The following is a 22,644-nucleotide window of genomic DNA, read 5'->3' as shown; positions in this document are numbered from 1 at the left end:
CATGGCGCCAACAACGCAGTTACGCCGTGCCGTCGCGTCGAGCTTCCTCGGCAGCGTGATCGAGTACTACGACTTCCTGCTCTACGCCACGGCCTCCGCGGTCGTGTTCAACAAGGTCTTCTTCTCCTCGCTCGACCCGCTCGTCGGCACGATCGCGAGCTTCGGCACGTTCGCCACCGGCTACCTCGCCCGGCCGCTCGGCGGAATCCTCTTCGGACACTACGGGGACCTGCTGGGGCGCAAGAAGATGCTCGTGCTGTCCATGAGCCTGATGGGCGTGGCGAGCTTCCTGATCGGCGTGCTGCCCACCTACTCCCAGGTCGGCTGGCTCGCGCCGGCCGGGCTGATCCTGCTGCGGGTCCTGCAGGGCATCTCCGTCGGCGGCGAGTGGGGCGGCGCCGTGCTCATGTCGGCCGAGCACGCCACCTCCCGGCGCGGGCTGTGGGCGAGCTTCACCAACGCCGGCGCGCCGTGCGGCATGGTGCTGTCGACGGCCGCGCTGACCGGCACCGCCGCGCTGGTCGGCGAGCAGGCGTTCCTCGACTGGGGCTGGCGGGTGCCGTTCCTGCTCAGCGTGGTGCTGCTGGGCATCGGCCTGTTCGTGCGGATGAAGGTCGAGGAGACGCCGGTCTTCAAGGCCGAACGGAAGCCGGGCTCCATGCCGTTGCTCGACATCCTGCGCAACCACCCGCGCACCTTGGCGCTCGGCATCGGCGTCGGCCTCTCGGCGTTCGTCGCGCAGTCGACCCTGACGACGTTCGTGCTGGCGTACGGCGTGCAGGCGGGCAACAGCAGGCAGCTGATCCTCAACGCGCTGACGCTGTCCTCGGCGCTCGCGGTGATCGGCATCATCGGCTGGTCGGCGATGTCCGACAAAGTCGGGCGCCGGCCCGTCGTGCTCGTCGGAGCCGTGCTCATGGCGGCGTTCGGGTTCGTGCTGTTCCCGATGGTGGACAACGGGTTCATCGTCATCGCGCTCGTGCTCGGCCAGGCCGTGATCCACCCGATGATGTACGGGCCGCTGGCCGCGCTCTACAGCGAGCTGTTCAACACCGGCAGCCGCTACACCGGCGCCTCGCTGGGCTACCAGTTCGCGGGCTTGGGCGCGGGGCTCGCGCCGTTGCTCTTCGCGCAGGTGCAGAAGACCTCCGGCACGGGCGCGATTCCGTTCATCCTCGCGGCGTTCTGCCTGCTCACCGTCATCTGCACGGTGACGCTGCACGAGACCAGCCGGACCAGCCTGACAGGAGACAGGAATGCGGAACGCGGGACTGGGCAGCTGGCCACACCGCCGAGCACGCATGGCACCCAAGCGTGAGGCGTTCACCTACGACGGGGTCTCCACCTCGTACGAGGACGTGGCCGTCCGCACGACCCGGCTGGCGTGGCGGTTGCGGGAACTAGGGGTCCGGCACGGTGACCGGGTCGCGTACCTCGGCCCGAACCACCCGTCGTTCGTCGAGACCATGTTCGCCGCGCACCAGCTCGGCGCGATCTTCGTACCGTTGAACTTCCGCCTCGCCCCGGCGGAGATCAACTACCAGCTCGCGGACTGCGGCGCGCACGTGCTGGTGCACGCGCCGTCGCACGTCGTGGAGCATCCACGAGCGGTGTCGCTGGCCACGTACGAGGACTGGCTCCTCCAGGGTTCCGGCGAGCCGCTGGACGAGCCGGTCGGCATCGACGACACGGCCCTGATCCTCTACACCTCCGGCACCACCGGCAGGCCCAAGGGCGCGCTGCTCAGTCACGCCAACCTGCTGTGGAACACCTTCAACCTGATGATCGGCGTGGACGTCGCCTCGGACGACGTCACGCTGGTCACCGCGCCGCTGTTCCACGTCGCCGCGCTCGCCCAGACGTTGCTGCCCACGTTCATCAAGGGCGGGCACAGCGTGATCACCTCGCGCTGGGACGTCGCCGAGTGCGTCTCGTTGATCGAGAACCAGCGCGTGACGTGGATGTTCGGGGTGTCCACGATGTACGCCGACCTGGCCGCGTCCCCCTCGTGGCCCGGCGCGGACCTGTCGACGTTGCGAGTGCTGCTGTGCGGCGGGGCGGCGGTGCCGGACGCGGTGATCCACGCCTACCAGGACCGGGGACTGGTGTTCTGCCAGGGCTACGGCCTCACCGAGACCGCGCCCGGAGCCACGTTCCTGGAGGCCGCCGACAGCGTGCGGAAGGCGGGTTCGGCCGGTCCCCCGGTGTTCTTCGGCGATCTGCGGCTGGCGGAGGGCGGTGAGATCGAGGTGCAGGGCCCGAACGTCACGCCCGGCTACTGGAACGACCCGGTCGCCACCGCGGCCGCGTTCACCTCGGACGGCTGGTTCCGCACCGGCGACCTCGGGCGGCTCGACGACGGGCACCTGTACGTGCTCGACCGGCTCAAGGACATGTACATCTCCGGCGGCGAGAACGTCTACCCGGCAGAGGTGGAGAACGCGATCACCTCGCACCCGGACGTGGCCGAGGTGGCCGTCGTCGGGGTGCCGGACCAGCGCTGGGGCGAGGTCGGCCGGGCGTTCGTCCGGCCTCGCGACGGTGCACTGGTGGATGCCGCCGGGTTGCGGGAGTTCCTGTTGCCACGCCTGGCGAAGTACAAGATCCCGGTCCACGTCGAGGTGGTCGCCGAACTGCCGCGCACGGGGTCCGGGAAGGTGCTCAAGCCCGCGCTGCGCCGGTTGCCGCTGTGACCGCGTGGCGGGCAAGGACCGTCTGGACCGCCTCGTCCACCGAGTGGGCCATGGCCTTCTCGGTGGGCGCCCAGTTCATCAGCAGCATGCGGGGCCAGAACGCGAAGTTCGAGATCATGCCGAGGAACTGCGTGGCGGCCAGGACCGGGTCTTCGACGGTGAGCGTGCCGGCCTTGTGTTCGGCGGCCAGGTAGTCGCGCACCGCGTCGAAGAACGGCTGCTTGCCCAGCTTGAACTGGGTGTGCCCGAGTTCGGGGAACCGTGGCGCCTCGGCGATGACGATGCGGAACAACGCGACCATGCCCGGCCGGGTCAGCAGCGCCACGTACCGGTTGCCGAGCGCGGTCAGGCCCTTTTCCGGGTCGCCGGGCTGCGGGGTGAGCGCGCCCTCCTCCGTGCGCCAGTAGTCCGTGACGATCGCGTCGAACAGCTCGGCCTTCGTCGGGAACTGCTTGAACAGCGTCGCCTTTGACACCTCCGCCGCGTCGGCGATGCGCGCGAGCGAGGTCTTGTCGTAGCCGGATTCCAGGAACAGCCCCGTCGCCGCGTCGACGATCGCCGTCCGCTTCTGCTCCGCCATGCGCTCGTGGTAGGTCGGCACGCCGTCCAGTATGCCATGAGATGAGTCACTTGACTCACCATGCCGTCGTGTCTACCGTTCCGAGGTGAGTCACTCAACTCACCACTGGAGGACATGATGGGACGCTTCGACGGCAAGACGGTGCTCGTCACCGGCGCGACGAGCGGGATGGGCGCGAGCCACGTGCGAGGCTTCCACGCGGAAGGCGCACGGGTCGTGATCGCCGCACGCGACCTGGACGCGGGCTCGAAGGTCGCCGAAGAACTCGGTGAGCGGGCGTTCGCCGTGCGGCTCGACGTGACGGACGAGGACGCCTGGGCCGAGGCCGTCCGAGCCGCGGAGGAGCGGTTCGGGCCGGTGTCGGTGCTGGTGAACAACGCGGGCGCACAGCACGCGGCCGCGCTGATCGAGGACACCTCGCGCGAAGTCTGGGACCGGAGCCTGGCGGTCAACCTGACCGGGCAGTTCCTCGGCATCAAGCACCTCGCGCCGTCGTTGCGCAGGGCCGGCGGCGGGTCGATCGTGAACATCGCCTCGACCATGGGCAACGTAGGTTCGCCGTTCTACGCGCCGTACGTCGCGAGCAAGTGGGCGCTGCGCGGGCTGACCAAGACCGCCGCGCTGGAGCTCGGCAGGGATGGGATCAGGGTGAACTCGATCCACCCCGGCGTCGTGTCGACGCCGCTGATCAACGAACCGGTCGCGGCCGGTCAGCCCGCGATCGGCGACCTCTACTCCCCCGCACCGTTCGCCGTGCCGCGCCTCGGCGAGCCCGGCGAGTTCACCGCGCTGGTGCTCTACCTGGCCTCGCAGGAGGCGGCGTTCGCGACCGGGTCTGAGTTCGTGCTGGACGGCGGTCTGCTGCTCGGACCGGCACTAGCCGCGTAGGTAGTCCGCCACCGGGCCGAAGGTGAACAGCCCGGTACCCGCCACGAGCTCGTCCTTGGCGGGCAGGAGCAGCGCGTGTGCGCGCTCCGCGAGTTCGTCGTCCCGCAGCCGGGTCGCCGCCATCGCCAGCAGGCAGGCACGGACCTCCGTGAGCAGGTCCGCCGGCCCGTCGGGAAGAGCACGCGCGGCTTTCACCGCCTCGTCGTGCGGCAACACCAGCGGGCGCACCCAATCCAGATGAGGGCCCCAGTCGTCGGCGAGGTCCACAGTGGACGGACCGTGCAGGCTGAGCAGGGCCAGCGGCAGGAGTCCGCGTTCCACGCCCCACATGCCGGTGCCCCTGACGCGACCGGCCGCGGCCCGATACGCGCTGTCGGCTTCGGCTGTCTTCCCGGCTGCCGCGAGCTTCAACGCCGCGTACCAGTCGGTGAAGAGACCGACCAGCGGCAGGTCGTGGCGTTGTGCCAGTTCGTCGGCCGCGGCCGCGTGCTGGTCGGCGATGCCGAAATCGGCCAGCGCGGAGCAGGCCTGGACGAGGATCAGGTGGCCCAGCACCTCGTGGGTCACCAGGCGGCCGGACGCGACCTCGAGGAGTTCCCGGCCGATCGCGGCACGTTCCGGGGCCAGGCCGGTGCGGTGGAAGGTGTGCATGAAGCGGGCGTTCAGCGCGAACGCCAGCAGTTCGGGGTCGCCGAGGGCATGAGCTGTGGCCTCGGCTTCCCGTGCTTCACCGAGACGGGCGCCGGTGCCTCGGTCCTCCATCGCGATCGTGGCGAGCAGACGGGCTCGGGTGGCGTCCGGGCCGGGGAAGGCGGGCAGGATCCGTTCCGCGGCGGCGACGAGTTCGGCGGAGTGCGCCGGGTCGTCGTTGGTGGTCCAGATGCCGGGCACGTCGAACGACCCGATCACCTCGGCGACCTCCTGCGGACCTTCGGCAAGCCGCAACGCCGCCGATCGCCGCTCCCTCGCCCCTTCCAGGTCCCCGCTCACCGCCAGGGCCCTGACCAGACCGGTCAGCAGGTCGAGCCGCTCCGCACCGGCCGCCGCGAGCGCCGCCCGCCACAGCCGCACCGCCTCACGCGGTGATCGATTCCCTGCCGCGGCCTCGGCGAGCACCCTCACCGCCTCGGCACCCCGCGTACCCGCGAGGGCGAGGTGGTGAGCGAGCACCTGGACGTCGCCCGGTCGCAACGCCTCCGCCACCGCGGCGTGCCAGCGTGCGCGCCTGGTCAGCGACACGTCCTCGTACAGGGTGTCGCGCACCAGTTCGTGCGTGAACCTGGCGTGGCCGGATGCCACCTCGACGACAAAACCGGCCTCGATCGCCAGGTCCAGCGCGTCGAGCACGTCGTGACCGGCCAGTGCGGCCAGCAGGTCCACCTCGACGTCCCTGCCCAGCACGGAAGCCTGGTGCAGCACGGTCCGCGCCTCGGGCGGCAGTCCGGCGAGGCGGTGGCGGAGCACGTCCCGCACACCGGCCGGCACCGAGCCGAGGTCGCCGCCCGAGGCGACCAGCCGGCTGAGTTCCTTGACGTAGAAGGGATTGCCACCGGTGCGTTGGTGGATCACGCGCGCGTCCCGTGGTCCCACCAGTGCGGCGACGGCCTCTTCGTCCAAGCCGCCCAGCTCTACGCGGACCGGTTCCGCGCGCGCCAGGGCCTCGGACGGCACCGCGGAGCGCGAGGTCGCGACGATCAGCACCCGGCCGGAGAGCACCCGGCCCGTGAACGCGGCCAGCACCGCGAGGGTCTCCTGGTCAGCCTGGTGCAGGTCGTCCAGCACGACCAGGACCGGCGCGGCCGATTCCACAGTGGACACGATCGACAGGCGGAGCTGGAACCGGTCCGTGGCAACCAGCCCCTCCCCCAGTGCCTCCACCACCTGCTGCCACGGCCATGCCACGGGCGCATCGTCCTGACAGCGCGCCCAGACCGTCCTCCACCCCCGACCGGCCAGCAGCTCGGTGAACGCCGTGGCGAGGGCGGTCTTGCCCACGCCGGCCTCACCCGTCACCAGCGCGAGCCCCAGACCGGCGGCCGGGACGGCGGTGTCGAGCAACGCCAGTTCGGCGGCGCGTCCCACGAGTGACGACTCGGGTGAGGGCCGCAGGCGCGGCGACTGGGCCAGGATGTCCGACTCCAGCGCGCGGAGTTCCTCACCTGGATCGACCCCGAGGTTCTCCACGAGTGCGTGCCGTGCCTCGCGCACCGCCCCCAGCGCGTCGCCCTGCCTGCCCTCCCGGTACAGCGCCAGCGCGAGCAGGCTCCAGGCCTTCTCCCGCCACGGGTGCGCGGCCAGGTGAGCGCGCAGGTCGGCGACGACCTCGGCGGAACGGCGCAGGGCAAGGGCAGCGGCGGCCCGGCGTTCGATCGCGACCAGCCGCAACTCCTCCAGCCGGTCGATCTCGGCCCGTGCCCAGTGGAAGTCGGCGAACTCGGCGTACGCGGGACCGCGCCACAACGCGAGCGCACCGTCCAGCACGGACAGGTCGCCGCCCAGCATCTCCTCGAACCGCCACGCGTCCACGTCCGGCGCGAGCAACGCGTACCCCGCGCCCTCGGTCACCAGCAGCGTCGACGGAGTCCTGGGTGGACGGTCGGGTTCCAGCGCCTTGCGCAGTGCGCCGACGAACGTCTGCACCGTGCCGAGAGCACCGTCGGGCGGGTCCTCCCACAGGTCGTCGACGAGCGTGCGCACCGGGACGACCCGGCGCCGGGCGACCAGCAGGCGGGCCAGCACGGCGCGTTGCTTGGGGCCGCCGAGGCGGGCGGATCCCGCGGTCAGCGGGCCCAGCACCCCGAACGTCACCACCCGCTGACCCTAACGCTGATTCGTTGCTGATCGGGCACCCGCACAGTGGGCTCGTGAACCACACCGCATTCGACTACCAGCGCGTTCAGGTCTCCGACGGCGTCGAGCTCAACGTCGCCACCACCGGATCGGGGAGCCCGGTCGTGCTGCTGCACGGCTTCCCGCAGACCCACCTCATGTGGCGGCACGTCGCCGCCGGCCTGGCCGCCGACCACACCGTGATCATGCCCGACCTGCGTGGCTACGGCGACAGCGACAAGCCCGCCGACACCGGCCTCACCTACGCCAAGCGCACGATGGCCGCCGACGTCGTGCAGGTCGCCCAAGCGCTCGGGCACGACAGGTTCGCCCTGGCCGGGCACGACCGGGGCGCGCTCGTGGCGTTCCGCACCGGGCTCGACCACCCGCGGCACGTCACACACCTCGCGTCACTCGACGTGCTGCCGACGCTGGACATGTGGGACGTCCTGCGCGGCACGTCCGCCGCCGTCGGCTTCCACCTGTTCCTGATGGCCCAGCCGCCCGGCCTCGCCGAGCAGATGATCAGCGCGACCTCGGACGCGTTCTTCGGCCACTTCCTCGACAGCTGGGGCACCGGGCCGTTCCCCGAGGACATCCGCGCCGAATACCTGCGCGCGAGCCGTGAAGCCGTCACGTCGATCGTGGCGGACTACCGGGCGTCGGCGACGATCGACGTCGAACACGACACCGCGGACAAGAACGCGGGCAACCAGCTGGAGATGCCGGTCACCGTGCTGCAGCAGGACTGGGGTGCGGCGCTCGGGTTCGACGCCCGGCAGCTGTGGCAGGCCTGGGCACCCGACCTCGACCACCGCACGGTCTCCTGTGGACACTTCATGGCCGAGGAGGCACCGGACGTCACCGCGGCGGCGATCCGTGACCTGCTGAAGCGGTGACTGTTCCTCAGGCCCTGACGCGGGCCTTGGTGGTCCACATCCGATAACCGGCAGACAGGGCATCGGTCTCCGACGCGAACGCCATGTCGCCCTTCATCCGCCGGTAGTACGGCGAGTCGGGCGTGTGGTAGACCATCGTCCTCGAATTACCCTTGACCGGCAACGACTCCTGCCTCGGCGGCTGTTCGGCGATCACCACCTGCTCGGCCGCCGGGCGGGGTGCGGGCAGGGCGAGGCGCGTCTTCGGGCGTTCGGGCTGCAGGCGAGCGCGGACCGACAGCCACGTCACCAGTGAGCCGGCGGCGAACGACACCAGGCACAGCAGGAACATCTGCGAGAACAACCAGAGCACAGCGAACTCCTAGTGGTGTGGCCCGGAACGTTGCCGGGGGAATTCGGGGTCAGACGGGTGCATCGTGGTGTCGCCCCCACGTTCTCGTACTGGATGTACGGGGGCGTGGGGGCGACACCACGAGGTGCCCTGCTGGGCGTGAATTACCTCGCCAACGTTCCGGGTCGCGCCACTATCGGACTACGACGTCGACCTGGCGCGTGGCCGGGTCGTACTCGCCGTCGGGGGCGGGACGGGTCTCGATGGCGATCAACGCGGGCGCCACGCCCTGACCGACGAGGACGTCGCGGACCAGCTCGCCGCGTTTCGTCGCCACCGCCTGCTCGGTGCCGTGCGCCACCAGCGTGATCGAGGCGCGCGGGCCGACCAGCAGCATGCGGCCGACGCGCTCGATGAGCACAGGGCCGTGGCCTTCGTACGCCGTGGTGCCCTGCACGAACCGGATCGCGCCGTTGCCGTTGACCAAGCGGGAGATCGAGTCGTGCAGCGCCTGGACGTTCAGGTCGCCGACCGGCGCGGACGAGCCGACCTCGATGCGGTCGGTGACCTGCAGGCCGTTCGCCGCCTCCCGGACGGCGTCGCGGACCGCGGTCGCCCTGGCCTCGTCGGGCACCCTGGCGGCGATCACGACCTGTCCGTTGTGGATGGTCGTGGTCACGTCCGACACCTTCGCGGACAGCGCGGCGGAGAGCACGCGCCCGATCACCGCCGGCGGGATCGGCAGCAGGCCGCCGAGCCGGAGCGCGGCCGTGACGCGGTGGCCGTCGGACCGCACGGCTTCCAGCAGCGCACGGCGTTCCGCGTCGTCGGCGACCGCGCCGGACACCAGGATCTCGCCGCCGCGCACCGCCACGAGCAACTGCTCGGGTTCGGCCACGCGCACGTCGGCGCCGCCGACGCCGTTCACGTCGGACACCACGGCGCGCACCGCGTCGACCGAGCGCGGCGACACCTCGCTGACCACGACCGACCGGCCGTCCACCGCGACCACGCCGTGGTAGCCGGCCTTTCCCAGCGCTGTACGCACATCGGAGTGCAGCGTCCGTTCGACGCCACCGCCGTAGACGAACACGCCGGTGATGGCGAGCAACGCGGGCACCAAGAGCCCGCCGATCCAAACAGCGTGAGGCAAGCGCACGGCGAACTGGGTATCGGACCTCGTCACCGAAAAGCCAGCCAGTCCAGCCTTTCGGACCGATCTTCACCCGGTCAGGTTGCCGGGTGAAGCTCGGACCTCATGTGCTAGTGGACTGTGACGCGCGTCCGGCGCCAGGCGACCACGATCAACGCGATCAGGCCGAACAACGGGATCGTGCTGATCGCCCAGGACAGGCCCATCGGGGGCCCCGGCTGCTCCATCACCTGGAGGTTCTTCAGCTCGCCCGTACCCGCGCCCGCCGGTCCGTCGACGTCGAAGCGCATCGTCCACGTCCCCGGCTCGGGCAGGGCGAAGATGTCCAGGCCCCACACCTCGCGCTTGCGCGGGTGCCGGGCCAGCGGGCTGTCCTCGCTCTCCACGGACCCGCGGAACAGGGTCAGCGTGCCCTTCTTGCCGTCGATGCCGTTCTCCGGCGCGAAGGTGAAGTCGAGCGACTGCATGGCCTTCACCGGCCACGTGCTGAAGCCGATGGTCAGGTCGTACGGCCCCGCCTGCACCTTCTCCGTGTGCACGACGTTGACCGGTTCGAAGGCCAGCGCGGGCGTGGTCAGCCCGAACAGCAGGGCGGCCGTGCCCAGCAGGCCCAGCAACGTCTTACGCATGGCTGTGTTCCTTTGCTGGTGCGAGGTGGCGAAGCATGAGACCGAACCGCCGGCCGAGCATTCCGGCGAGGGCGCCGAGCACCGCACCCGCCGCGACGGTGGCCACGTACCGTTCGAGCGCCGGGAAGTTGCTGCCCTGCACGAGCATCCGCTGCAGGGGCGCGCAGGCCGTGATGATCACGCCGCCGACGGCGCCGGGAATCCAGGCGGGCAGTCCCCGCAGCAGTTCCACGGCGACCGCGACGAGGATCAGGCTCATCGGGATCATGTTGGGCAGTCCGGGGATGCCGTCGGCGTAGTCGCGCAACGGCAGGCCGGTGGCGTCCGCGTAGACCTCGGTGGCCCACGGGGAGAACCACCAGAACACGGCTTGCAGCACCGCGACGACGACTCCGACGGCGAGCGCGCCGCCGCGGCGGCTCAGGACGTACGCGCCCATGAACAGGATCATCACCGAGAAGAACGCACTGCCCACGTTGACCGTGTTGACGAGCCCGCCGGGCAACGCGCGCAGGCCGAGCACGGTCACCATGCTGAACGCGAGCAACGTGCCCGCCGCGGCGGCGACGCCGTACGTTCCCCAGCGCTGGTCACGGGCGACCGCGAAGATCATGACCGCGCCGACCATCGTGATCGAGATCGACAGCAGCAGCCCGATGTGCGGCGGCGAGTCGATCACCGCGTCGAAGCCGTACAGGCCGTGCCACCACTGGTCCCACAGTCCGTAGACCAGGAACAGCGCCGCGCCGATGCCGGAGATCAGGTACCCGACGGGCGCGGCGAACGTGCGGCCGAACACACCGACCGCGCGGCCGCCGATCATCGGGTCGACCGCCCTGCCGCGCTTGGAACTCGCCGTCGTCAGCAACACGACGGCGAGGCTCGCGAGGCCCGAGATCGCACTGCCCGCGTACAGGAAGAGGTGCGGCAGGGTGAAGAACGTGTCCGGCCCGACGTCGGAGTGCCACTGGATGTCCCAGGTCAGTCCGATCAACGAGATCAGGGTGCCGCCGACCACGACGCTCGCCGGGACCAGCCCCCTCGGGACCGTCCTCGCCGGCGACGCTGCCGTCGCCGTGATGTGCACAGTCATTCCTCCCCCTTCTAGGTGAGCAGCAGCGGGATCACTACCCGCTCGCCGCGCAGTGACAAGGTGATTTCCCATTGACCGGCCATGAACAGGTCGACGCCCGCGACCTGGTACCGGCCCGGAGCACGCGGTGCCGCCGTGATCGGGGCGAGCGCGTGGCCCATCTGCGGCATGGCCGGTTCGACCGTCACGTCACCGTCGGCGGCGTTGCCGGACCGGTCGGTGATCAACAGGTCGAACGAGTTGCTGCCGGACCGCGTGCTGGCGGGCGTGAGCTCGAACCGGAACTGGGCGCTCTCCGCGAGGTGGGGCCGGGCCTCGACGCCGCGCGGCCACAGCACCAGCAGCGCGGCCACCACCGCGATCACCCCGGCCATGACGGCCACCGCCGAACGCTTCACTTCGAGGCCACCTTCCCGGCCGGGACGTCGACGACCTTCGGCACGGTGACGACCGAGTAGTCCCGTTCGACCTGGATCCACACGAGATACCTGCCCGGCAACGGGAACGAGTAGGTGAACGGCACGTCCGGCCCGTAGGCGGCGACGCTCTCGTCGGGCCTGTCGGGCAGGCCGGGGGTCTGCGGGAGCATGGAGTGCACGTGCGCCCAGATAGGTGCGTTCACGGCGGTGCCGGTCACCGGGCCGACGACGATCATGTGCCCGAGCATGCCCAGCCACGGCTGCAGGTCGCGCTCGCCGAACTTCGCGGTGATCGTGCTCGGCCTGCCCGCCTCGCGGATCTCCATCGCCGTCGCGGCTTTCGCGTCGTGCCGGGGCGCGGCCGTGCCGGAGACCTCGACGCTCGACCGCAGGAGCTGCACTCCCCCGCCACGCCGGGCGATCTCGGCGGCGACGGCGTGCGTGCCCGGTTCGGCATCGCTCAGCCGGGCGCGGAACTCACCGGGCGCCGTGCGGACCGGGTGCAGGTGGCGCAGATGCCCGGACGGCGACACCACGACCAGGTGGACGAACGCGCTGTCGTGCACCAGAAGGTCGTCCACCGGCCGTCCCGACGAGCCGTCGGTCAGGCTCAGCACGAGGTCCTTGCCGTCCATGCCGGGCACCATGTTCACCGGCGGCCGAGAGAAGTCCACTATGGACGTTCGCTCGTAGGGGTTCATGACGTTGTCGTACGTCGGGTCGAGCTGCGTGCCGGGCGCCGCGACCGGCGGGATGCTCGGTGCCAGCAACGCCGCCGTCACCCCGGCCGCCACCGCGGCGACCATGCCCGCCGTGGGCACGAGCGCGAGGCCGACCTTGCCGGACACCGCCAGCAGGAGGGCGGCCAGCAACAGCACTCCGGCCGCGATGAACCCTCCGTAGGTCGCGTTCTCCCACGGCGACGGCACGAGCGCCGGCACGACGAACGGGATGGTCGCCTCGTCGACCGCGAGCTCCCACGGACCGGGCCGGTCCACGTGCAGCAGCCCGGAGTGGAAGCCGGGCGTGGCACCGAGAACCACCTTGGCGGCGCTGCTGGGCGCACCCGCCGCGCGCAACGTCAGCGTCAGCTCGCCCGGCGGCGTACCGGCGTGCGTCACCACGTCGACGTGCACCGGCCCCGGCACCTCCGCGACCCGCCGGATGATCACCGTGAGGTCGCGGTCGCCGAGGCTCTGCGCGACGTGGAGGTCGGCGCCGGACTGGGCGCCGTCGGCCAGCGCGGGGGCCGCGATCCCCAGGAGCGCCGCGAGCGCGAGCAACAAGGTCACACCACGTCGTTTCATCGCGACCGAACGTATCGATCATGGCCCCGGCACCGCGTCACTGGCGAGGCGGAAACCGCATCCCCCGCGCGGGGGATCTCCCGCCCCTGCGCAGCGGGAGGTTCCAAGGGACGCCATGGGGCAGGATTGCGCTCGATGGATCTGATCAAGCTGCCCCTCAGGCACCAGTCGTGGCTGGTCGCGACCGTGTGCATGGTCGTGGACGGCGGGTTCGTGCTGCTCGACCGCGAACCGTTGCCGCAGACCGTGGTCGTGCTCCTGCTGACGCTGGCCGTGGACGCGATGCTCGCCGGTCCGGCGCGGCTGTCGCTGTGGGTGGCGGCGGCACAGGCGGCCGTTCCGGTGATCGTCCTCGTCTCGATGCGCAACGGGGTCGACGCCAACGACGCCGGTCTGCTGATCGCCGGCTATCGGGCGGGGGCGTGGCTGCGCGGCACACCGGCGTACACGTCGCTCGGGTTGCTCTCGGCCAGCCTGATGGCCTGCATGGTCCTCAACGGCTACGGCCCCCTGTACGCGGTGCTCGTGGCGGCCAAGGGCGCACTGCTGCCGTGGCTCGTCGGCCGCTACACGACGGCGCGCCGCGCGTACCTGGCCGAGCTGGAGAAGCGGTCGGCGATGGCCGAGAAGGACGCGAAGGCGGCGGTCACCAAGGCGATCACCGAGGAACGCGGCGCGATCGCCCGCGACCTGCACGACGTGATCATCCACCACGTGAGCGCGATCAACCTGCACGCCGGCGCCGCCCGTCTCGGTCTGCCGGAGGGCAATCCGAAGCTCACGAGCTCGTTGCGCGCGGTCGAGACGTCCAGTCGCGCGGCCATGGTCGACCTGCGGCACCTGCTCGACCTGTTGCACGGCGACAAGTCCGAGGGCGCGCGGCAGCCAGGGCTCGACAACCTCGACGAACTGCTCGACGGCGTGCGTGCGGCGGGCCGGCCGGCCCGGCTGGAGGTGCGCGGGCAACGGCGGGACGTGCCGGAGTCGTTGGACATCACGGTCTACCGGATCATCCAGGAGATGCTCACCAACGCCCTGCGGCACGGCGACGCGTGCGGGGTGACGGTCATCCTGGAGTACGCGCCGGACTCGCTGAGCGTCACCGCGCAGAACGTCGCGGGTCTCGCCGGCGACTCCGGCTCGGTGCGCCGCGGTCTCGTCGGCATCCGCAACCGCGCCGGCATGTTCGCCGGCACCACCCGGTCCGGGCTCGACCCGGACGGCCGGACCTGGCGCACCGTCGTCACGTTCCCCCTGGAGGCGTCGTGACGTTGACCGTGCTGCTGGCCGACGACCACGCGATGCTGCGCTCCGGCCTGCGCGCGATCTTCGACACGCAGGAGGATCTCCGGTGCGTCGCGGAGGTCGCGGACGGCAGGGCCGCGGTGGCCGAGGTCGCGCGGCTGCGCCCGGACGTGGCCGTGCTCGACATCAGGATGCCGAAGCTGGACGGGCTCGGCGCGACGGAGATGATCCTGGCCGACCCGGCGAACCGCACGAAGGTCCTGCTGCTCACGACCTACGACACCGACGAGTACGTCTACCGCGCGCTCAAGGCGGGGGCCAGCGGGTTCCTGCTGAAGTCGCTGCCGCCCGAGGAGCTGATCTCGGCGGTGCGGGTGGCGGCGCGCGGGGACGCGTTGATCGACCCGTCGGTGACGCAACGGCTGATCGCGCGGTTCGCCGTCAGCCTCGCCCCTCCCCCGACGCCGCCGGAGCTCGCGCTGCTCACCGCGCGCGAACGGGAGGTGCTGCAGCTCGTCGCGGCCGCGTACAGCAACGCCGAGATCGCCGCGCGGCTGCACGTCGGGGACGAGACGGTGAAGACGCACGTCTCACGGGTGCTGGCCAAGCTCGGGTTGCGCGACCGGGTGCACGCCGTGGCGTACGCGCACGTCAACGGGTTGGTGCAGAGCGGCCGCTGAGCCGCGGGGACCCCTCGTTACCCCGCGGACCAGCGACTCAGCTCTGCCAGACGACCGGCGACTTGACGTAGTCGTCGCCTCGGTTGTACTCGGCCGCCGCAACCTTCAAGCCGTCCTGAGCCGCGCTCAGCACGCACGTCTCGTACGTCTCGCCGGCAGTCTTGAACGTCTTCGGCGCGCTGGTGGAGTCGCACTTCGGCGTGTCACCGCTGATGATCACGCCGGTGCCCTTGCCGTCCTCGCCGAGGCCGCGCAGACCGATCGAGGTGAAGCTCAGGTCCGTGCCGCTGAGGTTCTCGACCTTGGCCCGCAGGTAGAACGGCGTGAGGTGCTTGGCCTTGTCGCCGAACTTCGCCAGGTCCGCCTTCTCGCCCGCCTCGATAGTGACGGTGATGGCGATGGTGCCGGTCTTGTCGCCGGTGGCGACGGGGATCACCGCGCGGGCGCCGACCTTGAGCTTCGAGCCGGGAGCGGTGACGTCCCCACCGGCCGGGACCGGCGGCGCCTCCTTCGAGGCAGACGTCTCCTCGGTGCTCGTGGCGGTGGTCGTCGTCGTGTCCGTGGCGGGCGTCGCGGTACCGCCGGTCTGGGAGCCGCAGGCCGACAGGAGCAGGCCCGCTGATGCGAGGGCGGCGATGAACAGGGGGCCACGGGCGTGCGTCACTGCGGAACTCCTCGGACTGCGGAACCTGGGTTGCCCAGCACGTTAGGCCGGATGCCGGAGCGATGGTATCGGTCGTTCACACCACACGCGGGCTCAGAGGTCGTCGAGACCGATCAGTCCGTCCTGGATCGCCCGCGCGACGAGTGCCGCCTTGGTCGGTGCCTGCCTGCCGATCGCCGCGTACTTGACCCTGATCCGTTCCAGGTGGGAGTTCACCGTGCTGAGCGTGATGTTCAGGCGTTGCGCCACGAACTCCTTGGACTCCGACTGGAACCACTCGACCAGGACCTCGGTCTCGCGCGGCGAGAGGGCGGGCCTCGTGTCCGACCTGTCGCCCGCCAGCGCGCCCGCGAGAGCCGGTGGCGTGTACGACTGCCCGGCGGCCGCCGCCTTGACGGCCTGCACGAGGTGGTCGGCGCCCTCGGCCTTGGTCAGGTAGCTGAGTGCGCCGATCTCCAGGCACTGCAGGACGATCTCGTCGTCGGCGCGCATCGAGTACACGATGACCTTGCGGCCGTACTCGACGAGCTTGCGCAGTTCGGACATGGCGGGCGCGACGCCGCCGAGGTGCAGGTCGAGCACGACGACCGCCGCGCTGGCGCCCGGACCGGTCCAGGCCACCCCGGGGTCCTCGCCGCTCGCCACGAGCTCGATGTCCGCTGTGGACAGCCAGTGCGCGACTCCCGCGCGCACGACGGGATGGTCGTCGACCACGACCGCCGTCACGTCGTCCGCCATCGCGCCTCGCTCCTCACCAGTCCACTGTGGACGTTCGTCTCGACGGTGACCGTTCCGGTCCTGCCCGGTGCCGGCAGCGTTTCGGGCGCGTCGGCCACCACCGCCACGCGCACCTCCGTCGCGGTGCGCAGCAGGCTCACCTTCGCACGTCCGTTCGCAGCGGCGAGTGCCTGGGCCATCGGCGCGACCAGGTCACGACGCACCTCCGTCGGAACTGGCGTGGCCGTGCCGCTGACAGCGAGCGAGACGACGACACCGCGCCGTTCGGCGACATCGACGCACGCCGTCAGTTCGTGCAGCAACGGGTCGGGCACATCGTCGTTCTCCGCGAACAACCTGCGCAGCTGCACGGCCGCGACCGAGCAGCGCAGCCTGGTCGTCTGGTCGGCCACGCTCGCGCGTTCGTCGGCAAGGTCGGCCAGCAGCGGCAGCAACGCGCCCAGCTGGCCCTCGAACCCGGCTCGCAGGTCCTGTTCCCGCTGGCGGGCGAGCTCTTCGCGGGTGCGGGCGGCGTCGTGCTCGGCGGCAGCCTCGGCGGCGAGCGCGGCGTCGCGGTGCAGGACGCGGTTGATCACCAGGACACCGAGCTGGAAACTCGTGCCGCTGAGGATGACGACGCCGGCCGTGCCGACGTCACCGCCTCCCTCGCGCGCGAACCACGCGATGCTGAAGCAGATGTGCGCGGTCAGTGCCGCCACCAGCGCGGCCGGTCTCTCGACCAGCACCAGCAGCAGGTACCAGCCGACGAGCCCGAACCCCCAGTCCGCCGGGCTGAACGACGCCCCGGCGGGCAGCGCGGTCGTCGCCAGCACCGACGAGACGAGGGGTACGACCGCGAGGTAGCCCGGTGTCGGCACCGCGGCCGCGACATACCCGGCCACGACCGCCAGCACGGCCGTGAGCAGCCCGTACGCGACCCACGCCGCCGGGCCGTGCGGATGCGCGACGAGCGGGGGCAGCATGAGGACGAGCTGGACCGCGAAGACGACGACCAGCAGGACCTGCCGGGTGGTGGTGGCGACGGTGTGGTCAGTCACCGGCGGTCCACTCCAGCCGCGCGGTGGTACCCGCCGGTCCCGACTCGACCACCGCCGTACCGCCGGCCGCTTCGAGGCGCCCGACCACCGATCCGCGCAGGCCACGCCGGTGCTCGGGCACCTCGGCGGGCACGAAACCCCTGCCGCCGTCCCTGATGACGACCACCGCGCCGCGCGCCCGCGTCACCGTCAGGTCGGCTTCGGTCGTGCCCGCGTGACGTTCCACGTTCGTGAGCAGTTCACGCGCGGCCCGCACGAACTGCAGCGCGACCCCGGCCGGCACCGGCACGACCTCGGCCTCCACCCGCACGTGTACGGCACTGTCCCGCGCCACCGCCGTGAGCGCGGCCCCGAGGTCCACGGTCCCCTGCGCGTTGCCCCGTTCGGCCAGCACGACCAGGTCGCGGCGCGCTTGGGCCGCGACCTCCTCCGGATCGCCACCGTGCGCGGCCATCAGGAACGTGGCGGCAGCCGTGTCGTGCAGCAGTGCGAGGTACTCCCGTTCCCGCCTGCCCTGGTCGAGGGCGATGGCCGCGGCCCGGCTCTGCTCGGCGGCGCGTTCCCTGAGCAGGTCCACCTTCCGGCTCGACCTGCGCAACAACTCGTACGACAGCCGGGCGAGCACGGACTCCAGCACCGCCCGCACGAGCACGCCGGGCCCGGTCGTGACGACCTGCACCGCGAGCAACGCGGCCGTCGCGGGCACGCTGACCTTCGGCGGCCACTGCCACTGCCACGTGATCAGTGTCGTCGTGAGCACCGTCAGCACCCATTGGTCGGCACCGGCCCCCAGCACCACCGACAGCACCACGACACGGAGGAACGCCACCGGCAGCGCCACGCGGGGCAGCCGGAAATCGGCGACCGTGCTCACCGCGACCGCCGCGAACAGCGACCAGCCCAGCGGCGAGTTCAGCGAGAAGGCGCCGAAGAGGCTGATCAACACGACGCCGGCGCCGCGGATCGGACCCGCGAGACGGGACACCGTCGCAAGCAGCCTCGCCTCCAGCACGTCAGGCATTCTGCGCGAGGCACTCCCGGACCGCCTGGCCGGGCCACATATCGTCCGCGTATCAAAAACCGCGTACGCCCTCGCAACGGCCGTACGCCTTCACTTGGAGCGTGCTCAACACCTGGCAGGAGTGGGTCGGTACGGAGACCGGCGTCGTGGTCGGCGCGGTGCTCGGGATTCCGGTGGCCGTGCTCGCGATGCTGCTCCTGGCGCTCTACCGGAGACTCGGCAGGAACCCGCACCCGTGGCGGACGGCGCTGGCCGACGTCGGCATGGTCTACGGGACGCTGCCGTGGGTGTGGATCATCATGCTCCCAGGCGCGGAGCCGGGCGGCGTGGGCGAGCTGAGCCTGGTGCCGTTCGCGGACCTGATCGATCTCGTCGAGCACCGGGACGCGGGCCAGATCGTCGGCAACATGCTGGTGTTCGCGGCGCTCGGGTTCTTCGCCCCGCTGAGGTTCGCGGCGCTGCGGTCGGCGTGGCGGGTGCTGGTGTTCGCGGCGGCCTGCTCCGCGTTCCTGGAGATCGCGCAGTTCGTGCTGCGCCTGGACCGGGTGTCCTCTGTGGACGACGTGCTGCTCAACGCCGTCGGCGCGGCGCTGGCCTCGCTGGCTTCGCGGTGGTGGTGGCGTCCCAAGCCCGCACCGGTGGAGGAACGACACCTTGTCGCCGTGTGAACGTGCGGGCGATCTGCCTAGGCTGGTGCCATGCGTGTGCTGATCGTGGAGGACGAGCCGTACCTGGCCGAGGCCGTCCGGGACGGACTCCGGCTGGAGGCGATCGCCGCGGACATCGCCGGGGACGGCGACACGGCGCTGGAGATGCTCAGTGTCAACTCCTACGACCTCGCGGTGCTCGACCGCGACATCCCCGGCCCGTCCGGGGACGAGATCGCGCGGCGGATCGTCGCGTCCGGCAGCGGCATGCCGATCCTGATGCTCACCGCCGCCGACCGGATCGACGACAAGGCGTCGGGGTTCGGGCTCGGCGCCGACGACTACCTGACCAAGCCGTTCGAGCTGCGGGAGCTGGTGCTGCGACTCAGAGCGCTGGCCCGCAGGCGTGCCTACGCGCGGCCGCCGATCAGTGAGATCGGCGGCCTGCGGCTCGACCCGTTCCGGCGTGAGGTCTTCCGCGACGGGCAGTACGTCGCGCTGACCCGCAAGCAGTTCGCGGTACTCGAGGTGCTCGTCGGTGCCCAGGGTGGCGTCGTCAGCGCCGAGGAACTGCTGGAGCGGGCCTGGGACGAGAACGCCGACCCGTTCACCAACGCCGTCCGCATCACGGTCTCGGCACTGCGCAAGCGACTCGGCGAACCGTGGCTCATCGCGACCGTGCCCGGCGTCGGCTACCGCATCGACGCGGATGGCTAGGCCCCCAGGACTCTCCGCGCGCCTGAAGTTCACCCTGAGCTACGCGGGCATCGTCGTCGTGGCCGGCGCCGTCCTGATCGCGGTGGCCTGGTGGTATCTGCTGCGCTACCTCCCCGACAACGACCAGGGCCTGCTCTTCACCAGCCCCAACCGCTTCCTGCTCTCCCGCATCTTCGGCCGCGCCGCCGCCATCGCCATGGTGTTCCTGGTGGCGTTCGGCCTGCTCGGCGGATGGCTCCTGGCCGGCCGCATGCTCTCCCCGCTCGACAAGATCACCGACGCCGCCCGGCTGGCCTCGAAGGGGTCGCTGTCGCACCGCATCCGGCTGCCCGGCAAGGCGGACGAGTTCCGCGAACTGTCCGACGTCTTCGACACCATGCTCGAAAAACTCGAGTCGCACGTCGGCGAGCAGCGCAGGTTCGCCGCCAACGCCTCCCACGAACTGCGCACCCCGCTGGCGATCTCGCAGTCACTGCTCGACGTGGCCCGCCAGGACCCGTCCCTGGTGGACGCCGAACTCCTCGACCGCCTGCACACCGCGAGCCGCCGCGCGATCGACCTCACGGAGGCCCTGCTGCTGCTCAGCCGCGGCGAGCGGGGCGTGTTCACCCGAGAGCCCGTCGACCTCTCCCTGATCGCCGAGGAAGCCGCCGAAACCCTGCTCCCCCTTGCGGAACGGCGCGGCATCGAGCTCGTGGTCACCGGTGAGCCGGCGACCACCACCGGTTCGGCGGAGCTGCTCCTGCGGATGGTGACGAACCTCGTCCAGAACGCCATCGTCCACAACCTCCCGACCGGCGGCACGGTCACCGTCCACACCGAACCGCAGCACCAGGCGTGCGTCGTCCGCATCGAGAACACCGGCCGCCGGCTCGCCGCGGACCTGGTGCCGACGCTCACCGAGCCGTTCCAGCGCGGCGGCGAGCGCGTCCGCGACGACGATCACGCGGGGGTCGGCCTGGGACTCGCCATCGTGCACAGCATCGTCCAGGCGCACGACGGCGCGCTCGACATCGTCCCGCGGCCGGAGGGCGGCCTGCGCGTCACGATCCGGCTGCCCAGCCGCTGAGCAATGGCTGGATCTCGTTGAAGTCGGCTTTCGCCGCTTTTCCGTTACACCACCACTTTGTACTCTCCATCAATTCGGCGAATGCGACGGAGACCTTCGACCCTAGGCGTTGCGACCATTCGGGGATCAGGCTTGTTCGTCTTCTGCCAGGACGGGAGGGCACGATGACCGAGCCGAGTGGCACGGTGACCGGCAGCGGCCAGTTCCGCGTCGGCCCCGAACTCCGAACCGGCGTGATCGAAACACAGAAGGGCGCGAAAGCCGTTCTGTACACCGTGGTCGACGGCGAGCCGATGGTCGAGGGCGACATCGTGCTCACCCTCGTGCAGGAGGGCGAGGTCCACGCCAGGGGCGTGGTCATCCCAGGTCAGCAGTTCCGCTGGCCGGGCGGGCGGGTGCCGTTCGAGATCGACCCGGCCCTGCCGGACCAGGCCCGCGTGCACAACGCGATCGCGCACTAGGAACGCAACACCCGCATTCGCCTGGTGCCGAGAAACGCGACAGACACGAACTTCATTCGGTTCCAGCCTGGCGGTGGCTGCAGTTCTCCCGTGGGCATGCGCGGAAACCGGCAGAACATCACGCTGGCACCCGGCTGCGGGCTCGGCGCGACCATTCACGAAATCGGGCACAGCGCCGGTCTGTGGCACGAACAGAGCCGCGAGGACCGCAACAACTTCGTGACGATCGATTTCACGAACATCCAGCAGCAGAGCGCCCACAACTTCAACCAGCACATCACCGACGGCGACGACGTCGGGCCGTACGACTACCACTCGATCATGCACTACCCGCGGCGCGCGTTCGCGATCGACACCGGCCGCGACACGATGACACCGGTCCAGAACGTCGAGATCGGCCAGCGCGAGGGGCTCAGTCCCGGCGACTGCGCGGCGGTGCGGTCGATGTACAGCGGCCTCGAACCGGCGGCGGTGTTCCGGGGCGTGCAGTTCACCGGGTCCGTCCCGGCCCGCACGACCAAGCGGTGGTTCACCCACAGCTGGCCCGCCCACTGGTACGTGCTGTGGACGGTCGTGCCGACGGCGCCCGCGGTCGACGGCGGGGCGCAGGTCAAGTGGACCACCCAGGTCACCCGGCAGTCCGGCGGGCTGCTCAAGTACTTCCTCGCCATCACGAACCTGACCGGCGGCCAGGTCGACGTCGAGGCCCGCTACGACGTGCTCGGCTGGTCGCCGGGCGCACTGTGAGAGGAGCTACCGTGAGCGCCGACCTCGACGGCGGGGCCGCCCCCGCGTCGCTCGACGACCTGATCGTCGCCGAGCCCCTGGAAGCCGCGGACAACGGTGGTGCGGCACCGGATGCCGCGCCGGACACCGACGCCGCCGTGGCCGAAGAGACCTCGCACACGGCCGAGGACGCCGGTCCCGCGCCCGAAGCAGAGTGAAGGGAGAACCCCGATGCGACTTGGTGTGCAGTTCCGGGGACAGGTGCCCGGCGGGACGTCGCGGCGCTGGTTCACCCACAGCTGGCCGGAGGGCTGGCGGGTCGTGTGGATGGTGGTGCCGACATGGCCGATGGTCGACGGCGGCGCGCAGATCGAGTGGAAGGTGCAGGTCGACCGGCAGGCCGCCGGGCTGATCAAGTACTTCATCGAGATCCGCAACCTCACCGGCGGCCCGGTCGACATCGAAGCCCGCTTCGCCGTGCTCAACTGAGCAGGTGCACGGCATCGTCGTGATCCCGGCAGGCACGCCCGCGTTCGGCCGGGCGGTGCTGCGGGTGCGGCTGCTCGACGTCACCCTCGCCGACGCGCCGGCCGTCACGAAAGCCGAGCACGTCAGCGAGTTCCGCCGTGACGACACCGCCGAGCAGCGCCTGCCCTTCGACTTCGGCCTGGCTGATGGGCCGATGCTGAACGTCGCCGCTCACGTGGACGTGAGCGGCGACGGGCGGATTCGTCACGGCGATCTGGTCAGCACCAGGGCCATCGAACCGTCGGACGACGTGGTCGTGCCCGTGGAACCGGTGTAGCTCACCGCGTCCC

General features: G+C 71.0%; 26 protein-coding genes. 14 read left to right on the top strand and 12 right to left on the bottom strand.

Features of this window, described 5'->3' with window-relative positions:
* Position 1 precedes the first annotated feature (1 nt).
* Both BLR21_RS02345 and BLR21_RS02340 read left to right on the top strand, forming a co-directional pair.
* Complete coding sequence (locus BLR21_RS02345) at positions 2-1,318, top strand: MFS transporter (RefSeq protein ID WP_090003951.1); 1,317 nt, start codon at positions 2-4, stop codon at positions 1,316-1,318.
* The gene (locus BLR21_RS02340) at positions 1,302-2,693 is read left to right on the top strand and encodes an acyl-CoA synthetase (protein ID WP_256334393.1); all 1,392 of its coding nucleotides are present in this window, start codon (positions 1,302-1,304) and stop codon (positions 2,691-2,693) included. Before BLR21_RS02345 ends, BLR21_RS02340 begins: the two co-directional genes overlap by 17 nt.
* Here BLR21_RS02340 and BLR21_RS02335 read toward each other — a convergent pair.
* Positions 2,662-3,294, bottom strand: a complete 633-nt coding sequence (locus BLR21_RS02335) for a TetR/AcrR family transcriptional regulator (protein WP_256334392.1) — start codon at positions 3,292-3,294, stop codon at positions 2,662-2,664. The two genes, BLR21_RS02340 and BLR21_RS02335, sit on opposite strands and share 32 nt — an antisense overlap.
* Before the next feature lie 96 nt (positions 3,295-3,390).
* Here BLR21_RS02335 and BLR21_RS02330 point away from each other — a divergent pair, with 96 nt between their 5' ends.
* Entirely contained in the window at positions 3,391-4,161 is a 771-nt protein-coding gene (locus BLR21_RS02330; RefSeq protein WP_090003949.1) for an SDR family NAD(P)-dependent oxidoreductase, read from the top strand.
* On the opposite strand, the gene BLR21_RS02325 is transcribed toward BLR21_RS02330, so the two are convergent.
* Positions 4,150-6,972, bottom strand: coding sequence for an ATP-binding protein (locus BLR21_RS02325; protein ID WP_090003948.1), 2,823 nt, complete (start codon positions 6,970-6,972; stop codon positions 4,150-4,152). The two genes, BLR21_RS02330 and BLR21_RS02325, sit on opposite strands and share 12 nt — an antisense overlap.
* Positions 6,973-7,025: 53 nt before the next feature.
* Here BLR21_RS02325 and BLR21_RS02320 point away from each other — a divergent pair, with 53 nt between their 5' ends.
* A complete protein-coding gene (locus BLR21_RS02320; RefSeq protein WP_090004454.1) occupies positions 7,026-7,889 on the top strand; it encodes an alpha/beta fold hydrolase in 864 nt (287 codons plus the stop codon).
* A gap of 7 nt (positions 7,890-7,896) precedes the next feature.
* On the opposite strand, the gene BLR21_RS02315 is transcribed toward BLR21_RS02320, so the two are convergent.
* From BLR21_RS02315 to BLR21_RS02290, 6 genes are all read right to left on the bottom strand, one after another.
* Positions 7,897-8,241, bottom strand: a complete 345-nt coding sequence (locus BLR21_RS02315; RefSeq protein WP_090003947.1) for a sunset domain-containing protein — start codon at positions 8,239-8,241, stop codon at positions 7,897-7,899.
* 172 nt (positions 8,242-8,413) lie between these two features.
* Positions 8,414-9,379 carry a hypothetical protein gene (locus tag BLR21_RS02310; RefSeq protein ID WP_143027581.1) on the bottom strand — a complete coding sequence of 322 codons (966 nt, stop codon included), beginning with the start codon at positions 9,377-9,379 and terminating at the stop codon, positions 8,414-8,416.
* 104 nt (positions 9,380-9,483) lie between these two features.
* On the bottom strand, positions 9,484-10,002 hold the full coding sequence (locus BLR21_RS02305; protein ID WP_090003945.1) for a hypothetical protein: 519 nt from the start codon (positions 10,000-10,002) through the stop codon (positions 9,484-9,486).
* Positions 9,995-11,095, bottom strand: a complete 1,101-nt coding sequence (locus BLR21_RS02300) for a hypothetical protein (protein WP_090003944.1) — start codon at positions 11,093-11,095, stop codon at positions 9,995-9,997. Before BLR21_RS02300 ends, BLR21_RS02305 begins: the two co-directional genes overlap by 8 nt.
* A gap of 11 nt (positions 11,096-11,106) precedes the next feature.
* The gene (locus BLR21_RS02295; RefSeq protein ID WP_090003943.1) at positions 11,107-11,493 is read right to left on the bottom strand and encodes a FixH family protein; all 387 of its coding nucleotides are present in this window, start codon (positions 11,491-11,493) and stop codon (positions 11,107-11,109) included.
* Positions 11,490-12,821 carry a hypothetical protein gene (locus tag BLR21_RS02290; protein ID WP_090003942.1) on the bottom strand — a complete coding sequence of 444 codons (1,332 nt, stop codon included), beginning with the start codon at positions 12,819-12,821 and terminating at the stop codon, positions 11,490-11,492. The genes BLR21_RS02295 and BLR21_RS02290 overlap by 4 nt, the downstream gene beginning before the upstream one ends.
* Positions 12,822-12,956: 135 nt before the next feature.
* On the opposite strand from BLR21_RS02290, the gene BLR21_RS02285 reads away from it, so the two are divergent.
* Together BLR21_RS02285 and BLR21_RS02280 are read left to right on the top strand one after the other, a co-directional pair.
* Positions 12,957-14,090: a sensor histidine kinase gene (locus tag BLR21_RS02285; protein WP_090003941.1), complete on the top strand. Its 1,134-nt coding sequence runs from the start codon at positions 12,957-12,959 to the stop codon at positions 14,088-14,090.
* Entirely contained in the window at positions 14,087-14,746 is a 660-nt protein-coding gene (locus BLR21_RS02280) for a response regulator (protein WP_090003940.1), read from the top strand. The genes BLR21_RS02285 and BLR21_RS02280 overlap by 4 nt, the downstream gene beginning before the upstream one ends.
* A 37-nt stretch (positions 14,747-14,783) precedes the next feature.
* Here BLR21_RS02280 and BLR21_RS42235 read toward each other — a convergent pair whose 3' ends face one another.
* The 4 genes from BLR21_RS42235 to BLR21_RS02255 all read right to left on the bottom strand — a co-directional run bounded on the left by BLR21_RS42235 (position 14,784) and on the right by BLR21_RS02255 (position 18,206).
* The gene (locus BLR21_RS42235; RefSeq protein WP_176929419.1) at positions 14,784-15,410 is read right to left on the bottom strand and encodes a hypothetical protein; all 627 of its coding nucleotides are present in this window, start codon (positions 15,408-15,410) and stop codon (positions 14,784-14,786) included.
* A 93-nt stretch (positions 15,411-15,503) separates the two neighbouring features.
* Complete coding sequence (locus BLR21_RS02265; RefSeq protein WP_090003937.1) at positions 15,504-16,148, bottom strand: response regulator transcription factor; 645 nt, start codon at positions 16,146-16,148, stop codon at positions 15,504-15,506.
* Complete coding sequence (locus BLR21_RS02260; protein WP_090003936.1) at positions 16,133-17,185, bottom strand: hypothetical protein; 1,053 nt, start codon at positions 17,183-17,185, stop codon at positions 16,133-16,135. The genes BLR21_RS02265 and BLR21_RS02260 overlap by 16 nt, the downstream gene beginning before the upstream one ends.
* The gene (locus BLR21_RS02255; protein ID WP_176929418.1) at positions 17,178-18,206 is read right to left on the bottom strand and encodes a sensor histidine kinase; all 1,029 of its coding nucleotides are present in this window, start codon (positions 18,204-18,206) and stop codon (positions 17,178-17,180) included. Before BLR21_RS02255 ends, BLR21_RS02260 begins: the two co-directional genes overlap by 8 nt.
* A 101-nt stretch (positions 18,207-18,307) precedes the next feature.
* Here BLR21_RS02255 and BLR21_RS02250 point away from each other — a divergent pair, with 101 nt between their 5' ends.
* The 8 genes from BLR21_RS02250 (at position 18,308) to BLR21_RS02215 (ending at position 22,631) form a co-directional block, all read left to right on the top strand.
* Positions 18,308-18,874, top strand: coding sequence for a VanZ family protein (locus tag BLR21_RS02250; RefSeq protein WP_256334390.1), 567 nt, complete (start codon positions 18,308-18,310; stop codon positions 18,872-18,874).
* A 30-nt stretch (positions 18,875-18,904) separates the two neighbouring features.
* Positions 18,905-19,570, top strand: a complete 666-nt coding sequence (locus BLR21_RS02245) for a response regulator transcription factor (protein ID WP_090003935.1) — start codon at positions 18,905-18,907, stop codon at positions 19,568-19,570.
* Positions 19,563-20,639 (top strand): sensor histidine kinase, encoded by a 1,077-nt coding sequence (locus BLR21_RS02240; protein ID WP_090003934.1) that lies wholly within the window; start codon positions 19,563-19,565, stop codon positions 20,637-20,639. The genes BLR21_RS02245 and BLR21_RS02240 overlap by 8 nt, the downstream gene beginning before the upstream one ends.
* A 164-nt stretch (positions 20,640-20,803) precedes the next feature.
* Positions 20,804-21,100: a hypothetical protein gene (locus tag BLR21_RS02235; protein ID WP_090003933.1), complete on the top strand. Its 297-nt coding sequence runs from the start codon at positions 20,804-20,806 to the stop codon at positions 21,098-21,100.
* 15 nt (positions 21,101-21,115) lie between these two features.
* Entirely contained in the window at positions 21,116-21,847 is a 732-nt protein-coding gene (locus BLR21_RS02230; protein ID WP_256334469.1) for a M12 family metallopeptidase, read from the top strand.
* An 11-nt stretch (positions 21,848-21,858) separates the two neighbouring features.
* Positions 21,859-22,044, top strand: coding sequence for a hypothetical protein (locus tag BLR21_RS02225; protein WP_090003931.1), 186 nt, complete (start codon positions 21,859-21,861; stop codon positions 22,042-22,044).
* Between the two features lie 13 nt (positions 22,045-22,057).
* A complete protein-coding gene (locus BLR21_RS02220) occupies positions 22,058-22,315 on the top strand; it encodes a hypothetical protein (protein ID WP_090003930.1) in 258 nt (85 codons plus the stop codon).
* A gap of 4 nt (positions 22,316-22,319) precedes the next feature.
* Positions 22,320-22,631, top strand: coding sequence for a YbaY family lipoprotein (locus BLR21_RS02215; RefSeq protein WP_090003929.1), 312 nt, complete (start codon positions 22,320-22,322; stop codon positions 22,629-22,631).
* The last annotated feature ends 13 nt before the right edge of the window (positions 22,632-22,644 follow it).

The sequence above is a fragment of the Lentzea albidocapillata subsp. violacea genome (genome assembly GCF_900100275.1).
In the GTDB taxonomy this organism is placed as follows: Bacteria; Actinomycetota; Actinomycetes; order Mycobacteriales; family Pseudonocardiaceae; genus Lentzea; species Lentzea violacea.
This window is presented reverse-complemented; position numbering and strand designations above follow the sequence as displayed.

Coding starts and splice junctions, on each gene's coding strand:
- BLR21_RS02240 (WP_090003934.1), top strand. CDS start 19,563: ATGGCTAGGCCCCCAGGACTCTCCGCGCGCCTGAAGTTCACCCTGAGC.
- BLR21_RS02305 (WP_090003945.1), bottom strand. CDS start 10,002: ATGCGTAAGACGTTGCTGGGCCTGCTGGGCACGGCCGCCCTGCTGTTC.
- BLR21_RS02265 (WP_090003937.1), bottom strand. CDS start 16,148: ATGGCGGACGACGTGACGGCGGTCGTGGTCGACGACCATCCCGTCGTG.
- BLR21_RS02330 (WP_090003949.1), top strand. CDS start 3,391: ATGGGACGCTTCGACGGCAAGACGGTGCTCGTCACCGGCGCGACGAGC.
- BLR21_RS02290 (WP_090003942.1), bottom strand. CDS start 12,821: ATGAAACGACGTGGTGTGACCTTGTTGCTCGCGCTCGCGGCGCTCCTG.
- BLR21_RS02285 (WP_090003941.1), top strand. CDS start 12,957: ATGGATCTGATCAAGCTGCCCCTCAGGCACCAGTCGTGGCTGGTCGCG.
- BLR21_RS02235 (WP_090003933.1), top strand. CDS start 20,804: ATGACCGAGCCGAGTGGCACGGTGACCGGCAGCGGCCAGTTCCGCGTC.
- BLR21_RS02345 (WP_090003951.1), top strand. CDS start 2: ATGGCGCCAACAACGCAGTTACGCCGTGCCGTCGCGTCGAGCTTCCTC.
- BLR21_RS02300 (WP_090003944.1), bottom strand. CDS start 11,095: ATGACTGTGCACATCACGGCGACGGCAGCGTCGCCGGCGAGGACGGTC.
- BLR21_RS02340 (WP_256334393.1), top strand. CDS start 1,302: ATGGCACCCAAGCGTGAGGCGTTCACCTACGACGGGGTCTCCACCTCG.
- BLR21_RS02245 (WP_090003935.1), top strand. CDS start 18,905: ATGCGTGTGCTGATCGTGGAGGACGAGCCGTACCTGGCCGAGGCCGTC.
- BLR21_RS02220 (WP_090003930.1), top strand. CDS start 22,058: ATGCGACTTGGTGTGCAGTTCCGGGGACAGGTGCCCGGCGGGACGTCG.
- BLR21_RS02255 (WP_176929418.1), bottom strand. CDS start 18,206: ATGCCTGACGTGCTGGAGGCGAGGCTGCTTGCGACGGTGTCCCGTCTC.